Origin of the sequence: Niabella aurantiaca DSM 17617 (genome assembly GCF_000374125.1) — a bacterium.
GTDB classification, from domain to species: domain Bacteria; phylum Bacteroidota; class Bacteroidia; order Chitinophagales; family Chitinophagaceae; genus Niabella; species Niabella aurantiaca.
In genome coordinates, this window is record NZ_KB893625.1 from 861,224 (window position 1) to 881,387 (window position 20,164).

The following is a 20,164-nucleotide window of genomic DNA, read 5'->3' on the forward strand; positions in this document are numbered from 1 at the left end:
CAGGTGGCGGGAATTATAAATGGATGACAGGGATTATGAACCTTGCATCTTTTGCCCAGTTTAAAATAATAGCATTGTATCAACGCTTTTTTATCACTTGTTTTTGGATGATGGTTTTTTCTGTTAACTGCTGCGGGCAGCTTAAAGAGCTGTTTATTGCCGATGATGATCATACCGATTTTATGTGGACGGCAAAGGAAACAGCATACGACAGCGCCATGGTGCAGATGCTGGACTATCATCTTCAACAGATCGATTCAACCAGGGCCTTTCCCAGCGATTTTCAGGCCCGGTTTAACTGTGATGGTGCTTACTGGATGCGGGTATATGAACGGTGCCGTGACACAATGCATTTTAATCGCCTGGTTGCAGCCCTGCGCAGTGGACATATCAGCGTTCCGCTCAATTACCTGGTAAGCACCTACGGCGCGCAGCCCACGGAGGCCGTATTCCGCGGCATGTATCCTGCGGGCCGGCTTCAGCAAAGATATAAAGTAGAACTCCCCATGGCCATCGCTATGGAGAACCAGACCCTGCCGCTGGGTTTGAGTTCGCTTTGGGCGGGGGCCGGTGCCCGCTATAGCTGGAGGGGTGTTTGTGCCTGCGCCAGCAGGTTGTCCCGTGCACAGCTACGGTACCGGCAGCATCAGCTATACCGGTATACAGGACCAGATGGCAGAAGTGTAATAATGAAATGGTACAATACAGGTACGCGGAATATGCTTCCCGGGGGGTATGCAGAAATGCGGGGTGTAAAGAAATCGGCTCATCCGTTGAAAGACATGGCCGGTGTGGTGAAAACGCTGGATCGTATGATTGGCAGGCAGCCGGACTCGCTGGGTTATCCCTATACTATTGCGGGCGCATTTGGTTATGGCTGGGATAATCTGGCTACCTATGCTTCACCTTATTTTATTAAAACAGCAAAAAATAATACAAACAATATCCGGCGGGTTCGGGTCTCCGATGAGGTGGATTTCTTTAAGGTCATCGAAAAAAAATATCCGCACTTACCGCATGAGTCGGTTAGCTATGGCAACGAATGGGATCTGTACAGCGCGTCCATGCAGGAGCCCACTGCGATCGTCAGAAGAGCTCTGGAAAAACTCCGGTCCGCAGAAGTGCTTTATACGCTCGCAGCATTGCAAAACAATGCATTCAGGCCTGTGCCCGATAGCGTGCAGCAGGCTGCATGGGAGGCATACGGCAAGTATTGGGAGCATAACTGGACGGCGGACGGGCCGGTATCCCGTGCAGACCGCGCCGCCTGGCAGCTCAGTCTGAGCCGGCAGATCGCTGCATATAGTGATACACTGTTCCATCTTGCGGGCAATGAGCTGGCCCGGCAGATCCCCGCCGGATCCGGGGAACGGTTTTATGTGCTAAACCCGCTGAGCTGGCAACGGGATGATGTGGCTGATATTGAGTACGAAGGAGCAGGACCGGTAAAAGTGATCGATGTGGTAACCGGTAAAGAAGCGCGCAGCCAGCGGATCGTAAAACAGGGAAGGTCTTACCTCCGGCTGCTTGCGGAACAGGTGCCGCCGGTTGGGTTTAAAGTATTTGATATGGTGCCGGGAAACCCGGCACCACAACCCGTAGCAGCCAGGTTTGAGAACGGTGTTTTTTTCAATGACCATTATGCGATCCGGCTTAGCCCCTCAGGCGCTATTACTTCGTTTATGGATAAACGGTCGGGGAAAGAACTGGTGAAACCCTTTGCCGGCCATTATTTCAACGACATCGGCGTTTCGGATATCCATGACGGGCAGCCCCTGTTTGCTGAAAATGCAGGCCCGGTGTCTGTAACCCTGCTGGCGCAGAGCACGGACCCGGTGGCGCATACGATACGGGTGACCCTGTTTACAACAATTGACCGGGTAACGATTGAAGACGGCATTCAGGAAAATTTTGGCGATGTAAAAACCTGGGCGTTTTCGCTGGATCTTGATCAGCCCGAAACGCATCATGAAGAGCTGGGTGCTATTTTGCTTGTCGATAAAAAAAGTCGGGGTGGGGATTATGCAGATCAGAATGCCCGTTACGACTGGCAGACCTTTAATCATTTTGCAGACCTGACAGACCTGCATTCCGGTCTGACCCTTTCCAACCTGGATTGCAGCTTCTTTAAACTGGGCAATAGTACGCCGGATTCACTATGCTCCGGCAGCCCGCAGCTGCAGGCGCTGGCCGGGGGACAGATCGACCGGTACCGTAAGCCTTACGGAGATTCCGTTGTCATGGGGATCTACAATCAAAACGGGCAAAAAGATTTTAGGTATCATTTTGCGGTAAAAGCACACTCGGCGCCATTTGATGCGGCAAATGCCATGAAGTTTGCACTGGAACATCAGAATCCTTTTATTACACATTGGGTAACCGGCGGGCAGGACATGTATCCGCTTTCTTATTCTTTTTTGGAGATCAGCGATCCCGGTGTATTGCTCTGGGGCCTTAAACCCTCAGAAGAAGGAATAAAAAAGGGAGTAATACTACGCACCTGGAACCTGGGCTCACGGCATACGAACGCAGACGTCCTGTTCGCCAGTCCGGTAGTGGGCGTCTGGCAAACAACTCATCTGGAACGCAACCTGCAACGGCTACAGGCATCGGGCAACAAATTTGTTGCGGGGTTTGAACCGATGCAGATCAACACCTATCGGGTTCATGTGAAAACGATCGGCGGAGCGCCTTCCAGGTGACAAAACGGGTCCGGTTTATAAATAAAGAGATACACATATGAAAAGAACAGGTATCATCATTTCATTGCTGGCTGGCGCTATTTTTTTTGCAGGCGCGCAGCCCCAAACCACCATAAGCAGGTTAAAAGCCGTTGCCGGTGCAAAGAAAATGAATATTGTTTTTATCCTTACAGACGATCACCGGTACGACTTTATGGGATTCACCGGGAAACTTCCCTGGCTGAAGACGCCCAATATGGACCGGATGGCCGGGGAAGGAGCATATTTTGAGAACGCCTTTGTAACAACCGCATTATGCTCGCCAAGTAGGGCCTCCATCCTTACAGGTATGTATGCGCATGTGCATACCATTGTAGACAATCTTGCGGGCGAACCTTCGGGTCTGGTTTATTTTCCTCAATACCTTCAGCAGGCTGGATACCAGACTTCTTTTTTTGGCAAATGGCATATGGGCATCGCAGACCCGTATCCACGCCCGGGGTTCGATCACTGGGAAAGTTTTAAAGGACAGGGTATCTATTACAACCCGGAATTAAATATCAACGGGAAGAAGGTTGCCTATGGGGACTCAGCATACATCACGGACCTGTTAACAGAACATGCCATTGATTGGCTGGATAAAAGGGATAAGGGCAAACCATTCTTCTTGTATCTTTCTCATAAGGCTGTGCATTCTCCCTTAGCCCCGGCAAAAAGACATAAGGGCTTGTACAAAAACAGGGAATACCGGTTGCCCTCTACCTATTATCAAACGCTGAACGATGACTACAAGACATTGCGCTGGCCGGAATGGGTAAAACAGCAGCGGTACAGCTGGCACGGGGTAGATTATCCTTACCATTCGCATCAGGATATCGGCGAAATCGTCCGGACCTATTGCGAAACCCTGATGGCCGTTGATGAAAGCGTGGGCACTATTATGGATTACCTGAAGAAAAACGGCCTCAATCAAAATACGATGGTGGTTTATATGGGCGATAATGGTTTTAGCTGGGGTGAACATGGACTGATCGATAAACGGCATTTTTATGAGGAGAGCGTAAAAGTGCCCTTTCTTGTTTACGCACCGGGGCTGTTAAAAGGCGGGAAGATTGTAAAGCAGATGATACAGAACATTGATATCGCCCCCACCATTCTGGAACTTGCCGGTCTTAAAAAGCCGGATTATATGCCCGGAAGATCTTTTATACAATTGCTGAAAGGAGATACCATGGGTTGGCGCAAAAAGATTTTTTATGAATATTATTGGGAATATGATTACCCGATGACGCCCACGGTATTCGGAGTAAGAACAGACCGGTATAAGCTGATCCGTTACATGGGTGTTTGGGATCAGAACGAATTGTACGACTTGCAGGAAGACCCCGATGAAAAAATGAACCTGATGGGTAAACCAGAGTATGAGGAGTTGGCAGGGCAGCTAACGGGAGATCTTTTTGACTGGCTGGAAACAACAAAGGGAATGCAGGTGCCTTTGAAGCGCACGGTTAAACATCCTTTTGGCGACTGGAAACATCCCGCACAATATTAGATCACAAAGAAATCTACCGGGCATGCGGGCTTGCGTTAGTATTGTACCGCGCTCAGCCGCCTGATTCCATGCGGATAAAAAAGTCTTTTTATATACCATGATGCATTCATTTACATCACGCATATTTTGCCTAATGACATGGGTGGTCTTCCTGACGGCCTGCAACGCAGTAAACAAAAAGTCGTCTGAACATTGGCCGAACGTCATTGTTGTTTATGTAGATGATCTGGGCTATGGTGACCTGGGTTGTTATGGGGCCACAGCCGTAAAAACGCCCAATGTTGACCAGCTGGCAGCGCAGGGCCTGCGCTTTACCGATGCACATGCAACGGCAGCCACCTGCACGCCATCGCGGTTTTCCCTGTTAACAGGCAGCTATGCTTTCAGGAACAATGCCGCGATATTGCCCGGCGATGCGCCCCTGCTCATCCGGCCGGGAACACCCACCATGCCCGGCATGTTTCAACGATCAGGGTATAAGACCGCCGTCATCGGTAAGTGGCACCTGGGTTTGGGCAATGGCACGCCCGACTGGAACGGGACGCTGAAACCGGGGCCCCTCGAAGTGGGGTTCAATTATTCCTTTATCATTCCGGCTACACTGGACAGGGTGCCCACGGTGTACGTGGAAGATCATAAAGTGGCCAACCTGGATCCCAGCGATCCGATCAAAGTCGATTATCAAAAAAAGATCGGCGACTGGCCCACCGGGCTGGAACGGCCGGACCTGCTGAAATTTGGCGCAGACACACAGCACAGCAATACCATTACCGATGGCATCAGCCGGATCGGGTATATGACCGGTGGAAAAGCCGCGCTCTGGAAAGATGAGGAAATGGCAGATAGGCTCATCCGGAAAACAGATACATTTATTGCAAAGAACCGGAAAGCCCCCTTCTTTTTATATTTTTCATTTACAGATATCCACGTGCCCCGCGATCCGGCTCCCCGTTTTAAAGGGAAAACAAAAATGGGCTCCCGCGGTGATGCCATTGTACAGATGGATGGGTCCGTAGGTGCGCTGATGAAGATCCTTGAAAAGTACGGAGTAGCAGATAATACCCTCATCGTATTTACCAGCGATAACGGCGGGGTGCTGGATGATGGTTACAGCGATGATGCTGTGCGGCTTGCCGGAACACACGACCCCGCAGGCGGGCTTTCGGGGGGTAAATACAGCGCTTATGAGGCGGGTACCCGGGTGCCGGCAATCCTATGGTGGCCGGGAAGGATAGAGCCCGGCACCAGTGCGGCAATGATCAGCCAGGTAGATCTTTATGCTTCCTTTGCGGCATTGCTGGGGGAGCCCTTGCAGGCCAATGAAGCGCCGGACAGCGAAAATATGCTGGAAGCGTTACTGGGACGAACCGCAAAAGGACGCCGGGTGATGCTGGAAGAATCGTTTACGATGGCATTGCGGGAGGGGCAATGGAAATATATTGCACCCCGGTCGGGCGCAACACCGGGCTGGCTGCAAAATAAAACCATACCCACCGGGCTTTCCGGACGCCCGCAGCTATATGATCTGGCCGGGGACATAAAAGAGCAAAACAACCAGGCTGCAGCCGATCCTCAAAGGGTAGCCGGGATGCAAAAGATCCTGGAGGATCTTTTACAAAAGCCAACAAGAAAAGGATATGTTCCCTGAAAAGGGGAACAAAAAAAATAAACGAAGCGTACCACTATCTTAAGTATGAAAAAATACAGGACCAGGCCCCTGCTGCTGGGGCTGTTGCTTACGGCTGCAATACAGGGCAGCGCACAGGTTCGCCCGGAGCTGGCGCCGCATCCGCCGATGGGCTGGAACAGTTGGAACTATTTTGGTAAGGAGGGCATCAATGAGAAAATTGTATATGAAGTAATAGACGCCATGGTAACAAACGGGCTCCGCGATGCCGGGTATCAATACGTGATCATTGATGGCGGATGGCGGGATGAAAAACTGGACAAAGACGGCCGTTTGCGGCCGCACCCGGTAAGATTTCCGAATGGCATTAAACCCCTTGCGGATTATGCGCATGCCAAAGGGTTGAAGCTGGGATTGCACACGGTGCCGGGTACGCATGACTGCGGCGGCAACCCGGTTGGCGGGTATGGAAAGGAAGCGCTGCAGGTGAAACAGTTTGCAGACTGGGGTATTGACTTTATAAAGCTCGACCTGTGCCGGATGAAAGAAGATCCCTGCAAACAATGTGCGATTGGGAGGACCGGCTGGAGCGAACCGACCATTAAGACGGTTTACAGTAAATGGAGCCGGCTGCTTCATCAGTGTGGGCGCGATATTGTTTTCAGCATCAGTGCCTATCAATTCCGGCCCTGGAATCCCGCGTTGGGGAATATGTCGCGGACCACGCGCGATATCCTGTCCAAACGAAACCCCTCCGGTGCCGTATTCAATGATGCCAGCCGGGACAACAGCAAAAGTTTTTTATCCGTGATGGCCTGCGCCGAGATCAACAATGCATCTGCAAAATATGCAGGCAACGGTTACTGGAACGATCCGGATATGCTGGTGACCGGCAACCAGGGACTTACTGCCGGTGAAGAACAGGCGCATTTCGCCTTATGGGCGATCATGAATGCACCCTTAATGTTGGGCAATGATCCCCGGAATATGGATCCCCGGGAAAAAACCTTACTGTTAAACAAAGAGCTCATCGCAGTTGACCAGGACCGGGCGGGGCAGGGGCGGCTGATGATAAAGAAACCCGGTTACCAGGTATGGAAGAAAGAGATGGAAGACGGCAGCGCTGTGCTGTTGTTGCTGAACCTGGATACAAAGGCGCAGCATCAGATCACTGTGCGGTTGCGGAAGCTGGGCATAAAGGGCAACACGGCCGCCCGTGATGTTATAGCCCAGGAAGACCTTGGGCTGTTCAGGAAGAAATGGAGCGCTCGCTTAGCCCCGCACACTTGCCGGCTGATCCGTTTTGAGAAGACGGGAAAAAGATAAAGTTCTGCAGTTTCGCAATTATGATTTTATAACTAGGCGGCCGACCTTTTACATGTTCCTCTGAAGGATAAAAAAACGGTATTTCTTACCTGGCGGAATTAAAAAAGGAATTGCGCCAAGGATTGAGCATAAGCGCGGCATTGCCTTTGCAGCCTTTATGGGACCGGCCCTTGTTACGTCCGACGGCTGGAAGCTGCGGTATTCTGCTCCTAAAAAAATTATACCAATTGTATTACCTGCCAAAAGATGGTAAGGAGCAGTACGATCTTTCTGCTCAAAGTCCTGGGAAATTAAAGGTACTGCAAAAAGCAGGAAAATGAAGGAAAATCAATCCCCAAACCTATTCAATTCTTTCGTACAATTCGCTGAATGGAACAACTTTGGATGGGTTGAACGGAATTTTTCAGGAGTATATTCGGTCCAGCTTTGTTAAAAATATCTAAAACAATAGTATAAAGGGTCATGTGTCGTCTCTTAAATAGGGGATTTCAGTTGCAGCGAGCTGAAATGATTTTCAATTTTTGATGTTTTATAACTTGCTATTGTAATGAAGCTTAAAATTACGATATTGATGGTTTTGCTTGTGGGCTGCCTGCTATTTTTCTTAACACCGGGGTGCCGGAATAGCTTTGGAAAGACCGCTGCAAAGAATAAGATCAGTTATAATTACGATGTACGTCCTATTCTTTCGGATAAATGCTTTGCCTGTCACGGTCCCGACAAAAACAAGCAGGAGGCAGGTTTACGATTGGATATTGAGAAATTTGCGAAAGCGCCATTGAAAGAAACCAAGGGGGCTTTTGCTATTGTTGAAGGGAAACCAGGGGAGTCCGAGCTGATTAAAAGAATTACTTCTACGGACCAGGCCTACCAGATGCCTACGCCGGAATCTCATTTAGGCCTGCTCCACGAGGATGAAATAGCCATCCTGACAAAATGGATTGAACAGGGCGCCCCCTACGAAAAACACTGGGCATTTATTACGCCGCAAAAAGCGCCTTTGCCTGAAATAGATAATAATGAATGGGCTATAAATGAAATAGATTATTTCATTGCAGCTAAAATGCAATCCAAAAATTTTGAACCCAATGAAGAAGCGGATAAGGAAACATTGTTAAAAAGAGTTTCATTAGACCTTACAGGCCTGCTGCCCGACCTGGCCCTGCAAAAAGAGTTTGAAGCGGATAAAACGGAAGCCAGCTATGAAAAAATGGTAGATAAATTGCTGGCAACCCCTCAATATGGAGAAAAGATGGCTATTCACTGGTTGGATGTTTCGAGGTACGCCGACAGTTATGGCTACCAGGATGATGACCGCCGAACGCAATGGCCTTATCGCGACTGGGTGATTTATGCATTTAACAAAAATATGCACTATGACCAGTTTCTTACCTGGCAGCTTGCGGGGGATATGCTGCCCGATTCATCGAAAGAAAAGATACTGGCCACCGCTTTTTTGCGCAATCATAAATATACCGAGGAAGGGGGCGTTATTCCCGAAGAATACAGGGTTGAGTATAACCTTGATAAAGTAAAAACGTATACAAAGGGTGTATTGGGCCTTACGGTTGAATGTGCACAGTGCCACGATCATAAATACGACCCTGTTTCACAGAAGGACTATTATAAAATGTTTGCATTTTTTAATAACAGCCGGGAAAAAGGACTGGAGGGCCTGGTAAACTCTCAGCCTGCCAAAACCCCGATTCTATACATATCGGATGATGATACTAAAAACCTGCTGACCTTTATTAACAGGAAAGACACGGGCATGCTGCAGGTATCGGTGATGGGAGAACTGAGGGACTCGATGCGTACCACCTATATCCTCGAAAGGGGCGTTTACGATCAGCACGGAGAAGTAGTTACCGCCGGGGCGCTGCCGGCTGTAATGGAGTATGACACGACCCGATACCCCAAAAACAGGCTGGGCCTGGCAAAATGGACCATCGATAAAAAGAACCCGCTAACGGCCCGTGTATTTGTAAACCAGCTATGGGCGCTGTTTTTTGGCAAAGGCATCGTAAAATCGGTAGGCGATTTTGGCATGCAGGGCAATCTTCCCACCCATCCTGAGTTGCTCGACTGGCTGGCTGCGGATTTTATGGAGCATGACTGGGATATTAAAAGGCTGATCAAGAAAATAGTAACCTCGGCCACCTACAGGCAATCGTCGGCAATTAAACAGGAGCATCTGGATAAGGATCCCGAGAACCTGTACTATGCGCGGGCCTCCCGCATCAGGTTGCCGGCAGAAACGATACGCGATGTAGTATTGGGCAGCAGCGGGCTGCTGGTGAAAGAAATTGGCGGCCCGAGTGTAAAACCTTATCAGCCGAAAGGACTTTGGGAAAGTGCCACTTCGGGAAGGGGATCGCTTCGGGTTTACCGGCAGGATAAAGGAACCAGTTTATACAGGCGAGGTATTTATACCTTTATTAAGTTGACCGTTCCGCCCCCATCCATGATCATTTTTGATGCCAGTAACAGGGATCAGTGCGAGGTGCAGCGTTTAAAGACCAGTACTCCATTGCAGGCGTTGGTGATGATGAACGATCCAACCGTTTTGGAAGCTTCGAGGGTTTTGGGGGAAACCCTTTCCGAAAAACAAAAAAACGCTAATGAAGCGATTACCACGGCATTTAAAAGAATTATTTGCCGAACCCCGAGTGACAGCGAGTTGGATATACTGAACAGGTACTATAAACAGCAGCTCGACTTATTTGACCAGGATCGTAATGCTGTTAAAAATGTAATAGATGTGGGGGAATATTCCCATAACGGAAGCGCGGCCAACACTGTAAAGGCAGCAGCGCTCATGCGTGTGATCAATATGATCTATAATATGGAGGAGGCTATTGTTAGAACCTAGGGTCATATCAATCTGAAATTGTCGCCACAAAGGCCCGTTCGTCCGGAAACCGGGCGGGCACCAGGTTTCTAAGTTTTTTGAGCATGAAAGAACCGTCACGATTCGAAAAAAAAAAGATATGGAAAAAGAACAGCTGGAACATGGATTAAATATAAATCGCCGCCGGTTTCTCACCAACCTGGGGATGGGTATCGGCGGGGCGGCCCTGGGAAGTTTATTGATACCCGATTTTTTTTCAGCAAAAGATGCAGAAGAGGCGATTGTTTCAGGCTTGCCGCATTTTGCACCCAGGGCAAAGCGGATCATCTACCTTTTTCAGAATGGAGGTCCCTCACAGCTCGAAACATTTGATCCCAAACCCAAGTTGCGGGAAATGCAGGGCCAGGATCTTCCCGAATCGGTGCGCCAGGGTCAGCGCCTTACCGGGATGACTTCGGGGCAATCGAAATTTCCCTTAGCAGGCAGCTTGTTTTCCTTTGATCAGTATGGTGAGCGCCGGGCCTGGGTTAGCGAACTGCTTCCTTATACGGCGCGCATTGTGGATGACCTGTGTATTGTAAGAAGCATGTATACCGAGGCCATCAATCACGACCCGGCATTGACCTTCTTTCAAACCGGGGCACAGGTTGGGAACCGCCCGAGTATGGGCGCCTGGTTGAGTTACGGTTTGGGAAGTGAAAATAAAAATCTACCGGCATTTTGTGTATTGCTTTCTAAGGGTAAGGGCAATGGCCAGGGCGTATATTCCAAACTCTGGTCAAACGGGTTTTTAGACTCTATTCACCAGGGCGTACAGTTTAGCAATGGAGAAAACCCGGTGCTTTATTTAAAAGATCCCGATGGTATGAGTAAGGAAGAGCGCCGGAATATGCTGGATCACCTTTCCGAATTAAATAATGAAGGCTATGACGAGGCGGGCGACCCCGAAATCAAAGCCAAGGTACAGCAATATGAAATGGCCTTCCGCATGCAAACTGCCGTGCCAGAAGTAACCGATCTTAGCAAAGAACCCGAGTCCATTATCAAGCTTTACGGCCCCGAATGCCTGATACCCGGTACCTATGCCGCCAACTGCCTGCTGGCAAGAAAACTTTCTGAAGGCGGCGTGCGCTTTGTGCAGCTGTATCACCAGGGATGGGATTCGCATGGTAACCTGCCTGAGCAAATGAGGGGGCAATGTATGGATACCGACCAGGCTTCGGCCGCTCTGGTAACCGACCTGAAGCAAAGGGGGCTGCTGGATGAAACCCTGGTTATCTGGGGAGGGGAATTTGGGCGCACCAATTATTGCCAGGGCACCCTTACAAAAGACAATTATGGTCGCGATCATCACCCGCGGTGCTTTACCATGTGGATGGCCGGTGGTGGCATAAAACCCGGCGTATATGGCGAAACCGATGAATTTGGGTATAATATTGTTTCCAATCCCGTTCACGTGCACGATTTCCAGGCTACCGCGCTTCATTTAATGGGGCTCGATCATGAAAAGCTGGTGTATAAACATTTGGGCCGAAGATACCGGCTGACCGATGTGTCCGGTAAGGTAGTAAAAGATTTAATTGCTTAACTAAAATGAGATGAACAGGAAAACCTTTCTTCAATATACCGCCCTGGGCACGATGGGCGCTTTATACATGCCGGAATGGTTGATTAAAAATAAGGTGATTTTGGGACAGGGCGATAAACGGTACAGGCTGGACACCAGGTGGAGCCGTGCCGATGTCTCGAAATACCCGGTAGACGATTGTCATGAAATGGTGCAGGACCGCAAAGGTCGTATTTTGCTGCTGACCAATGATACCCATAACAATGTTATTTTTTATAGTAAAAATGGTAAGTACTTAAAATCCTGGGGTACCGAATATCCCGGGGCACATGGGCTTACGCTCTTTAACGAGGGAGGGGAGGACATTTTGTTTATTTGTGATAATAAGCGGCACCAGGTGATCAAAACCACCATCGACGGCCGGGTGCTGCTGACATTGAAGTATCCTAAGGAAACCGGTAGTTATACCAGGGCCGAAGAATATATACCCACTGAAACAGCCATCGCAGACAATGGGGATATTTATGTGGCAGACGGGTATGGAAAAGATTTTGTGATACAGTACGACTATAAAGGCAAATACATCCGGCATTTCGGAGGCCGGGGCGCCAGCGCCGGGAACTTGTTAAATGCCCACGGGATATGTATGGACAGGCGCGTGGGTACGCCGGTTTTGATGGTAACCTCAAGAAAACAAAATGCATTGAAGCGATATACCATGGAGGGTGTATACTTAGATACCATTGAGCTCCCGGGCGCGTGGGTGTGCAGGCCGGTGATTAAAGACGATTATTTATATGCGGCGGTACTGAAAAGCAAATCTCAGCCATCCGGGAAATCGGGGTTTGTAACGATCCTGGATAGAAACAATAAAGTAATATCCAACCTGGCTGGCAATCAGCCTGAGTACATAGACGGCCGGTTAAAGGAAATGTATCAAACCGTCAATGCCTTTGAACATCCACACGATGTTTGCATAGATAATGAAGATAACCTGTATGTAGCACAATGGAATTCAGGGAAAGTATATCCTTATAAATTAGAACGGGTAGTGTGAAAATTATGAAGCAACAGAACTGGCAGCGTTTTTTTTTTAATGTATGTATTGTTTTAAACTGCCTTCTGGCAGTCTTGCTGATTTTTGGAAGTGAGTTTGTGGTTCCCCCTTTTTTGCAGGCATTTGGGAGGGCGCACCCCCTGCTGCTGCATTTTCCCATTGTATTGCTTTTGTTGGCTTTTTTATTCGAAATGCTGATCGTATCGCCCAAACAGATAACATTCCAAACGAGTGCAGACTGGATGCTGCTGGCGGCAGTATTGACTACGGTTAGTGCCGCTTTAATGGGATTGTTTTTGTCGAAAGAGGGCGGCTACGAAAGTAATGACCTGACTATACACAAATGGACCGGTGTGATGTGCGCGTTTATAAGCTTTACCTGGTACACGCTCAAATCGTTTATTAGAAAAAGCAAGCTATTAACTGCTGCTACCGGCATTTTTACAACCGTCATACTATTAATAGCGGGTCACAAAGGTGCGGGTATTACGCACGGGGAGGAGTTTTTGTTGTCACCGTTATTCGCAACAGCAGAAACTGCTGCTGACATTTCACTGGATGATGCGGTGGTATATACGCACCTGGTACAACCTATTATTGAAAAAAAATGCATGAGTTGCCATAATACTAATAAAGCCAAGGGCGAATTGATTATGGCAACCCGGGAACTGCTGCTGAAAGGTGGAAAAAGCGGGAAGCTTTGGGATACTTCGGCGGTTGATTTGGGTTTGATGATGCAACGGATTCACCTGCCGGCCGACCACAAAGAGCACATGCCGCCGGAGGGAAAACCACAGCTTACCGACGAAGAAGCGCGTATATTGTATTTATGGATAAAAGGCGGGGCCAGCTTTACTGCAAAGGTAACCGAACTGCCTGCAAGCGACTCATTAAGGTTGCTCGCAGCCACATTCTTCAAATCTGGGGATGCTGAAAAATATGATTTTGAGGCGGCCGATGAAAGTGCTGTCAGTCGTTTGAATACCGAATACAGGATCATAACTCCGCTCGCAACAGGATCGCCGGCGCTTTCCGTGAATTTTTATGGTGTATCGCAATTTAAAGGAGCCCAGCTGGCCGAACTCAGCAGTATAAAAAATAATATCGTTTCCCTTCATTTGGGTGGCATGCCGGTTAAAGATGAAGACTTAAAAACGATTGGCGAATTTGTGAACCTGCGGGATCTGAACCTGACTTTTACTAAAATCAATGGCGAAGGGCTGAAATATTTGTCCGGACTTCAACACCTCAGGCAGATTTCACTTTCAGGAACCGGGATCCATATCAACCGGTTAAGGCCATTAGCACAATTGAAAAATCTGAGGTCAGTAAGCCTGTGGAACACATCAATCGATAATAAGGATATGGCATCATTGAAAAATAGTTTTCCCCGTGTCAGCTTCGATCTGGGTTATAAAGGCGATACCGTAGTCGCTGTGTTAGCACCACCGGTTATAGATATTGATGAAGAAAAAAGAGTTTTTGATCAATCGCTTTCCGTGGTTCTTAAAAGCCCTGTAAGTGCTGCTAAAATCAGGTACACCACCGATGGCAGTGAACCGGACAGTATTAGCTCCCCTTTATATAAAAAACCGATCAATATAGATCAGTCGCTGATAATAAAAGCAAGAGCTTTTTTACCGGACTGGATCAGCAGTAAAACGGTATCTGTGAGTTTTTATAAAAACAGTATAAAGGCAGATAGTATTTATTTAACAACGCTTCCCGAGCAGAAATTTGTTGCAGATGCACGAAATGGTAATGCCTTTACTGATCAGCTTTTGGGAACAGCCGACGCCGGAGCTGCAAATTGGATTGGATACAAGCTCAACGATTTTGCAGCATTTTTGCTATTCAAAAAAGCTGTTGTTATTAACAGCATCACCTTCGGAACCCTTATTGATGTTTCGAGGACCATTTTTCCCCCGGCTGAAATACAGGTATGGGGCGGGGCCGACAGCGGTTCTTTAAAATTATTAGCAACCGTCAAGCCAGCCCAACCCACCGTTCGGCAGCCGCCCTATATTACAGGTATTAAGTGTATATTACCTTCGCAGCCGGTTAAGATGATCAAACTGGTGGCAAAGCGGGTTCTGAAAATACCTGTTCTGAAAAACCCGGTGCCTAATGAGCAGCAGGCCAGCAAGCAGCAACTTAAAGCGAAGTCCGCTAATAAGCAGCAGCAGCCTAAGGCTCCCAAAAGTAAAAGACCTAAAGCTAACCCCGCAGGAGTAATCTATTTTGATGAGATACTATTAAATTAGCGTTGGTCTAACGAGAGAATATAGGTGGCCATCATTTGAGCATCTTCTTTTGACAACCCGGGATGCGGCGTCATTACTGAATATCCCCAGCTTCCTCTGCCGCCGGAAATTATTTTGTTGGCGAGATATTCAATATAGGCCTGGTGCACGGGATACCTTTTGGCAATATCCATGAAAGCAGGCCCCTTCGACCTGTCTTTTTCCTTGTGACAGGACAAACAATCTGAATAGCCCACCAGCACTTCCCCTTTTTGAGCTATTGGCGCCGATATGCCATCATCCTTACCTGGAATGGTCTTTATATAATCGTTTGTTTTAGAAACAAGCTTTTCTTGTTTTGGTTGGTTGTTACAGCTGAATAAAGCTCCTGTGATAAATAGCAGACAGGCAATCAAAAATAGCTTTTTAGTGCTGTACATCTTATCTAAATTTCTGCGAAAGTATGGCATTGTTGTATATTGACGCATTTTGAATATATCTGTTTGAAAAAAAAATGGAGGTTGTTTTGATTTTTTTGTTTACGGTGCAAAATCAATGAGGCAATGATAATCAGACATCATTGCCTTGAAAAAGCATCGTCACTTAGTATATTTGAATAATGAATCTTAAAGCCGCGTTATAGGCCGCTTGTTCTGTTTTTTGCAGCAACACTGTGCGCACAATCTTCAAATGGTTGCATATATACTGTATGCAATAACCGTTCGAAGGTTTAAACAACGAATCAAATCTTTGTTATTCTCACATTACCTAAATATATTTTAATTTTATCTGTATTTGCTTCAGTTGTCGCCGACCAGTTGACAGAATTGATCATACTCGTTGTTTCTAATCCACAGCTGATACAATTTCCCCCATAAGCGAGCTTCATGTCTCTGCTCGAAATACTTTTTCGTTCATTCACAAATACCTCCACTGTACCATTTTGCACTGTCACTGTTACGTGAATTTTTGGTTTTCGATTGGTAAAATTGATAAGTGCATCACTTACTTTGGCACCTTCTGTACCGTTTTGCTTATTTCGGGAAGGCGTACCTTTTACTTCCATTGTGACAGCTCCCCTGAAGTTATTTGAATTTAGAGCTTCCTGTGCTCCCGATGCAAAGATGATGATCAGTTTTTCCCCGTTTCCATTGGTGTTTTCCCCGCCGTTATTGAGCATCTTCCGGGTGTTCAGGGTCAGGGTTGCCACACCCCCTGTCCGGGTAGAAAAATCAGTATCCGTGATCAGGTCAAATTCTAACCTGAAACTTTTAGGCAATGGATACGGCAATCCACCCGGGCGAAATTCATTATATCTCCCCAATTGCATCCAAATGCCATCATACCCATTGAGCTTGCGCACCTCCACATGCTCTTTGGCCTTGTTGAAAAACCAATCTTGTGGTCTTCCACCTGGAATATTATCCGAAAAGTCATCTGCGAAATAGGCATTTGAAGCATTCTTTTTAGAAGCAGGTTTTACGGCTGTGCCTTGTTTGTTTGCATGTCTGTAGCCGTCCAGACGTGTTTTCAATCCAAGTTCGTCAGAGGGAGTATAGGCTTTGCCTTTTATTTTATCGGGTGTAAAAAAGTAGCTGTAAATATATTCGTAATTCAGGTTCTGTGTCAGGGCGGTGTACAGTTCGTTGAGCTGTGTTCCGTTTTCTTTGGTAACGAAAGGATAATAGATCGTTACCCATTGCGGCTGCGCTTTTTTCATATTGTCCCAAACGCCAGGTGCCAGCTTGTACACTTTATAATTGTACAAGGGATTTCCATTTCTATCCGATTCGAACGGGTCCGAAAAATTAAACATATATTCATCCGATTGAATATTCCGAACGACAGCGGGCTCGTTCAGGTTGCTTTTATATTCTACTTTCAGTTCGGATATCGTTTGCCGGTATCGTTCATAATCCTGTTTTTTGCTTTGATTTCCGGACACAATCATCTGTGCCAAAGCTTTGTCGGACTTTTCCAACAATTCACCTTTGGTCACTTCCACAAACGGCAATTTATTATCAGGCGCAAGCATCACGGATTGGTAGTTGTTGCGAACGGTAATGAACTTTGAGGCATTTGGATGAACACCCACAGGCCGAGGATCTTTCTTCTGATGGACGTATAAATCGCCCGTTCCATCTGCCATCCAGGTAAAATAATAGTCGCCGTTTTTGTTGAGGAAAGCCATCGGGTGTGCACCCACGATCTGGTTAACGTGGATGTAGAACGGTGTGTTTTCTTCCGAAACGGGTTTGAAATTTCCCTTTTCGTCCAAATATTTGCCATTGCAGCAATAACTAACATTCCATACGTAGAATTTGACGCCATAACCCCAACTATCGCGAAACCGGGTGACCGTCCCCAGCCCGGCAACCGGGGTATAGGATTTTTTCATCCAGTCCACGAAATTATTTACGTGCTTCTCGATTATTTTCCCCTCGGAATCTGTCGGCGACTTCCAATGCCTGTCCCAATAGTTGTTACTCCACCAGCCGATTACGCTGTCCTGTATGCGCTGTTCTTTGGTTAGTTGCGCAAAACTGTCCGTAGTCCATACCAAGAATAGAAATATCAATATCTTTTTCATATCGCTAAGTATTATGTCTTATTACTTGAAGAGGTTGTCTATCCGGCTTTTGTCTGTCTTTGCACTGTCGTATATTTTAAACAGCGCTATAGCTTAAAAAAGGTTAATCGGCCCGTACGAGGTTAAATTCACCCGTAATGTTGTGCGCTATTGTACTTTTACATTCATCTGAAAATCCGGGTTTATCTTCATACAATATGCCGGAAAAAGTTCCGGTAACTTTTCCGTTCCACTTATTTTCATGCGTTGTAAATGTGATGGTCATGTTAGCGCATTTAATTTCATCATCACAACTCGGCCCGGGCAGTGGCGTTCGAATAATCTGATTCATGTCGTACACAGACTGCTGCGCACCTAAAGTAAATTGCGCTTCATCTTGCCCGCTTCCACCATGCAGGCAGTTCAGGGCCATCGTTCCGGTTGCAGCATTCTTGACGGACAGTGCAAAACTGCTGATCATACTACTGTTGTTTTCAACATGGGTACCGGTAATCGAAAACATATTATCATCGATAGCACAATTTGCAATTGCCAAATTATTGGGATCAGGCGGAATGCTGCCGTTAAATCCGTACTGGTAGTATTCATACGTAGTTCCGTCAACAGTAAGCAGCAAATACAAATCAGCATCCACTACTTTAATAGTACTGAGTAAGATCAGTTTGGTGGTCTTACCGTTATTCGTTGCATGGATGTCCACCGAAACAGTTACCGGGTTGGGGGACGGAATTTTATCGGGTGCTGTATAAGTCGCTTTGGATCCTGCCGGTTTTAAATTGCCTTGCCCGCTAAGCCGCCATTCTTTAAAATCGAGTCTGTAGTTTTTCAATTGCTCCATCTTTTCGGCGAGCAGAACGGGCAGCGGCGCTAAATCATCATTGCCTGCATTTTTTTTGTACAAGGGTGTAAGCGGTACCAGATCATCATCGGCTGCCGACTCCATTTTTTTAAATCCGTTTACATACAATTGCACCTGGCCCTTCACTTTTACTACAGAACTTTGCGGGGATAACCGAAAATCGATCAGTTTACCCGTAACCCAGTCGCTGAAATGCGTGGTCCTTACCGATAAGGTTTGGGTGGTTTCATCAGTTTGGGTATTTCTATCGCCCATCCAGGTGCCGTCGGCTTTTTGCGTAACAATCCAGGAAAGGCCGGGCTTCATATCACCACCATATTTTAGGGTAATGGTTACGGGCCTGGCAAAAACAGTCCCTTCCGGCGTGAGCCGAAATGCATCGCCCGCACCTAAGGGCGCCTCGTTGGTAATAGGCTGTATGCCGATAGTTGTATTAGCACTTAGTGCGCCGGCAGGAATATCAATGGATATTTTTCCGTCGGGCGACTGCACTTTTCCACCGGCAGTACCTACCTGTTGCGTATAGACGCTGCCCGTTGGCGTGCCTTTGGGTGTAACTTCGGGGGTGAGTGCAGAAAGATCAATGGGTGCCTCAGCATCCGGCGCGTCTGTTTTTGTACAGGAGGTCAGGCCAATCGTGAGGGCTAATAAATAAAAGTGAAGCTTTTTCATCTGGATATGTTTTAAATCTTTTTTATTGATTGATTATTCCTTCCTTAAGCCATTGTCCTGCAAAAACCGTAATCACATCGTTCACCTCTTTACTCGCCCTGTAAATAGCTTTCCACTTGAGGGTTTGGTTTTCATAAGCGGGGTTTACAAACTTTCTTTTAATACCTGTAACGGGTGCGTTAAAATGAACGGTAGCGGGAAGACTTATATACTCCTGCAAAAATGATAGCGGCTAAAATGAAAAAATGTTTCATCCGTTTATTCTTACTTGTTATAAAACGGATTCCCCCCTACAAAAACCAGTTCGCTGCCCGCATTGACTTTTTTGTCGAGAACACCGCTAAACGCTTTGGTGATTTTGCGCCCATCAGAATAATTGAGTATTAATGTAAAGTTTTTAATTTCATAAGTACCGTTTCCCGGCGCTCTCTGCGGGTCTTGGTTGGGCATCGTAAAATTGGTAACGAATGCGCCTTTATCGCTAAAATTGCCGTTCCTTTCAAACTGAATCATCGGCTGTGCATCGTTGGGGCCATATGGATAATTCCCGCTGGTCGACCAGCCGGGGATTCCGTTCACATATTTGCCGGAAAGCCGGACGCCATCCACAGAAGCCAGCTTATATAGGTGGTTGATATAGCCCGCTGTTTCCATTTCGGTATCGCTGATCCTGGTTACATTCAGGGTTTCATATTGATTGGTAAAGGTTCCCGAATTACCGTTGGATGTAAATGTCCCCCAGGTGCCTCCGGTTTGGCTCCTGGAGAAGTTTAAGAACCCTTCCCCCGGAAGCTGGTTGAAATAATCCCCACCCGGTAATATGACCATCCATCGCAAATTAGACCAGGTGCCGGATGATCCGGTTTTCTGACCCATCCATAGCTCGAAAGGTGCATCGTCTGAATTATTGTTATTTATATCGTCCCCTTTTGTGCAGGATGCTATTGCCGATAGGTCAACCAACAATACAAGAAGCAATAATGATTTCAGCATTTTTTTTAGACTTCCCATTGTAATTTTTTTTAAATTGTGTGTGAAATGAAGAATTGATTTCCGGATCTTTTCTTTACGTAAAATTGGAAATCTTTGACTTCATCAACAATCCCGTAAAAAGTGGAATTTCCGGTCAGGAAAAATCC

12 protein-coding genes and 1 pseudogene are annotated in these 20,164 nt (G+C 47.1%); 9 read left to right on the top strand and 4 right to left on the bottom strand.

The window, feature by feature from the left end:
• The first annotated feature begins 35 nt into the window (after positions 1-35).
• The 9 genes and pseudogenes from B160_RS0103685 (at position 36) to B160_RS32190 (ending at position 14,925) form a co-directional block, all read left to right on the top strand.
• Complete coding sequence (locus B160_RS0103685; RefSeq protein ID WP_157557868.1) at positions 36-2,702, top strand: glycosyl hydrolase-related protein; 2,667 nt, start codon at positions 36-38, stop codon at positions 2,700-2,702.
• Positions 2,703-2,739: 37 nt separating this feature from the next.
• Complete coding sequence (locus B160_RS0103690) at positions 2,740-4,233, top strand: sulfatase family protein (protein WP_018626521.1); 1,494 nt, start codon at positions 2,740-2,742, stop codon at positions 4,231-4,233.
• Between the two features lie 133 nt (positions 4,234-4,366).
• Entirely contained in the window at positions 4,367-5,881 is a 1,515-nt protein-coding gene (locus B160_RS0103695; protein WP_018626522.1) for a sulfatase family protein, read from the top strand.
• 45 nt (positions 5,882-5,926) lie between these two features.
• Positions 5,927-7,186 (top strand): glycoside hydrolase family 27 protein, encoded by a 1,260-nt coding sequence (locus tag B160_RS28340; RefSeq protein WP_018626523.1) that lies wholly within the window; start codon positions 5,927-5,929, stop codon positions 7,184-7,186.
• A 547-nt stretch (positions 7,187-7,733) separates the two neighbouring features.
• Positions 7,734-10,058 carry a PSD1 and planctomycete cytochrome C domain-containing protein gene (locus B160_RS0103710; RefSeq protein ID WP_026309503.1) on the top strand — a complete coding sequence of 775 codons (2,325 nt, stop codon included), beginning with the start codon at positions 7,734-7,736 and terminating at the stop codon, positions 10,056-10,058.
• Positions 10,059-10,176: 118 nt separating this feature from the next.
• Positions 10,177-11,625: a DUF1501 domain-containing protein gene (locus tag B160_RS0103720; RefSeq protein ID WP_018626527.1), complete on the top strand. Its 1,449-nt coding sequence runs from the start codon at positions 10,177-10,179 to the stop codon at positions 11,623-11,625.
• A 10-nt stretch (positions 11,626-11,635) separates the two neighbouring features.
• The gene (locus tag B160_RS0103725) at positions 11,636-12,661 is read left to right on the top strand and encodes a 6-bladed beta-propeller (protein WP_018626528.1); all 1,026 of its coding nucleotides are present in this window, start codon (positions 11,636-11,638) and stop codon (positions 12,659-12,661) included.
• A 5-nt stretch (positions 12,662-12,666) separates the two neighbouring features.
• A pseudogene (locus tag B160_RS32505) lies at positions 12,667-13,437 on the top strand (DUF2231 domain-containing protein); the annotation flags it as partial.
• A gap of 258 nt (positions 13,438-13,695) precedes the next feature.
• Positions 13,696-14,925 carry a chitobiase/beta-hexosaminidase C-terminal domain-containing protein gene (locus tag B160_RS32190; protein WP_245562141.1) on the top strand — a complete coding sequence of 410 codons (1,230 nt, stop codon included), beginning with the start codon at positions 13,696-13,698 and terminating at the stop codon, positions 14,923-14,925.
• Here B160_RS32190 and B160_RS0103735 read toward each other — a convergent pair.
• From B160_RS0103735 to B160_RS0103755, 4 genes are all read right to left on the bottom strand, one after another.
• Positions 14,922-15,392, bottom strand: a complete 471-nt coding sequence (locus tag B160_RS0103735; protein WP_245562142.1) for a c-type cytochrome — start codon at positions 15,390-15,392, stop codon at positions 14,922-14,924. The genes B160_RS32190 and B160_RS0103735 overlap by 4 nt on opposite strands.
• Positions 15,393-15,646: 254 nt before the next feature.
• The gene (locus B160_RS0103740) at positions 15,647-17,494 is read right to left on the bottom strand and encodes a hypothetical protein (protein WP_040679295.1); all 1,848 of its coding nucleotides are present in this window, start codon (positions 17,492-17,494) and stop codon (positions 15,647-15,649) included.
• Between the two features lie 103 nt (positions 17,495-17,597).
• Complete coding sequence (locus tag B160_RS0103745; protein WP_018626532.1) at positions 17,598-19,025, bottom strand: hypothetical protein; 1,428 nt, start codon at positions 19,023-19,025, stop codon at positions 17,598-17,600.
• A 264-nt stretch (positions 19,026-19,289) separates the two neighbouring features.
• Positions 19,290-20,036, bottom strand: coding sequence for a hypothetical protein (locus tag B160_RS0103755; protein ID WP_018626534.1), 747 nt, complete (start codon positions 20,034-20,036; stop codon positions 19,290-19,292).
• Between the last annotated feature and the right edge of the window lie 128 nt (positions 20,037-20,164).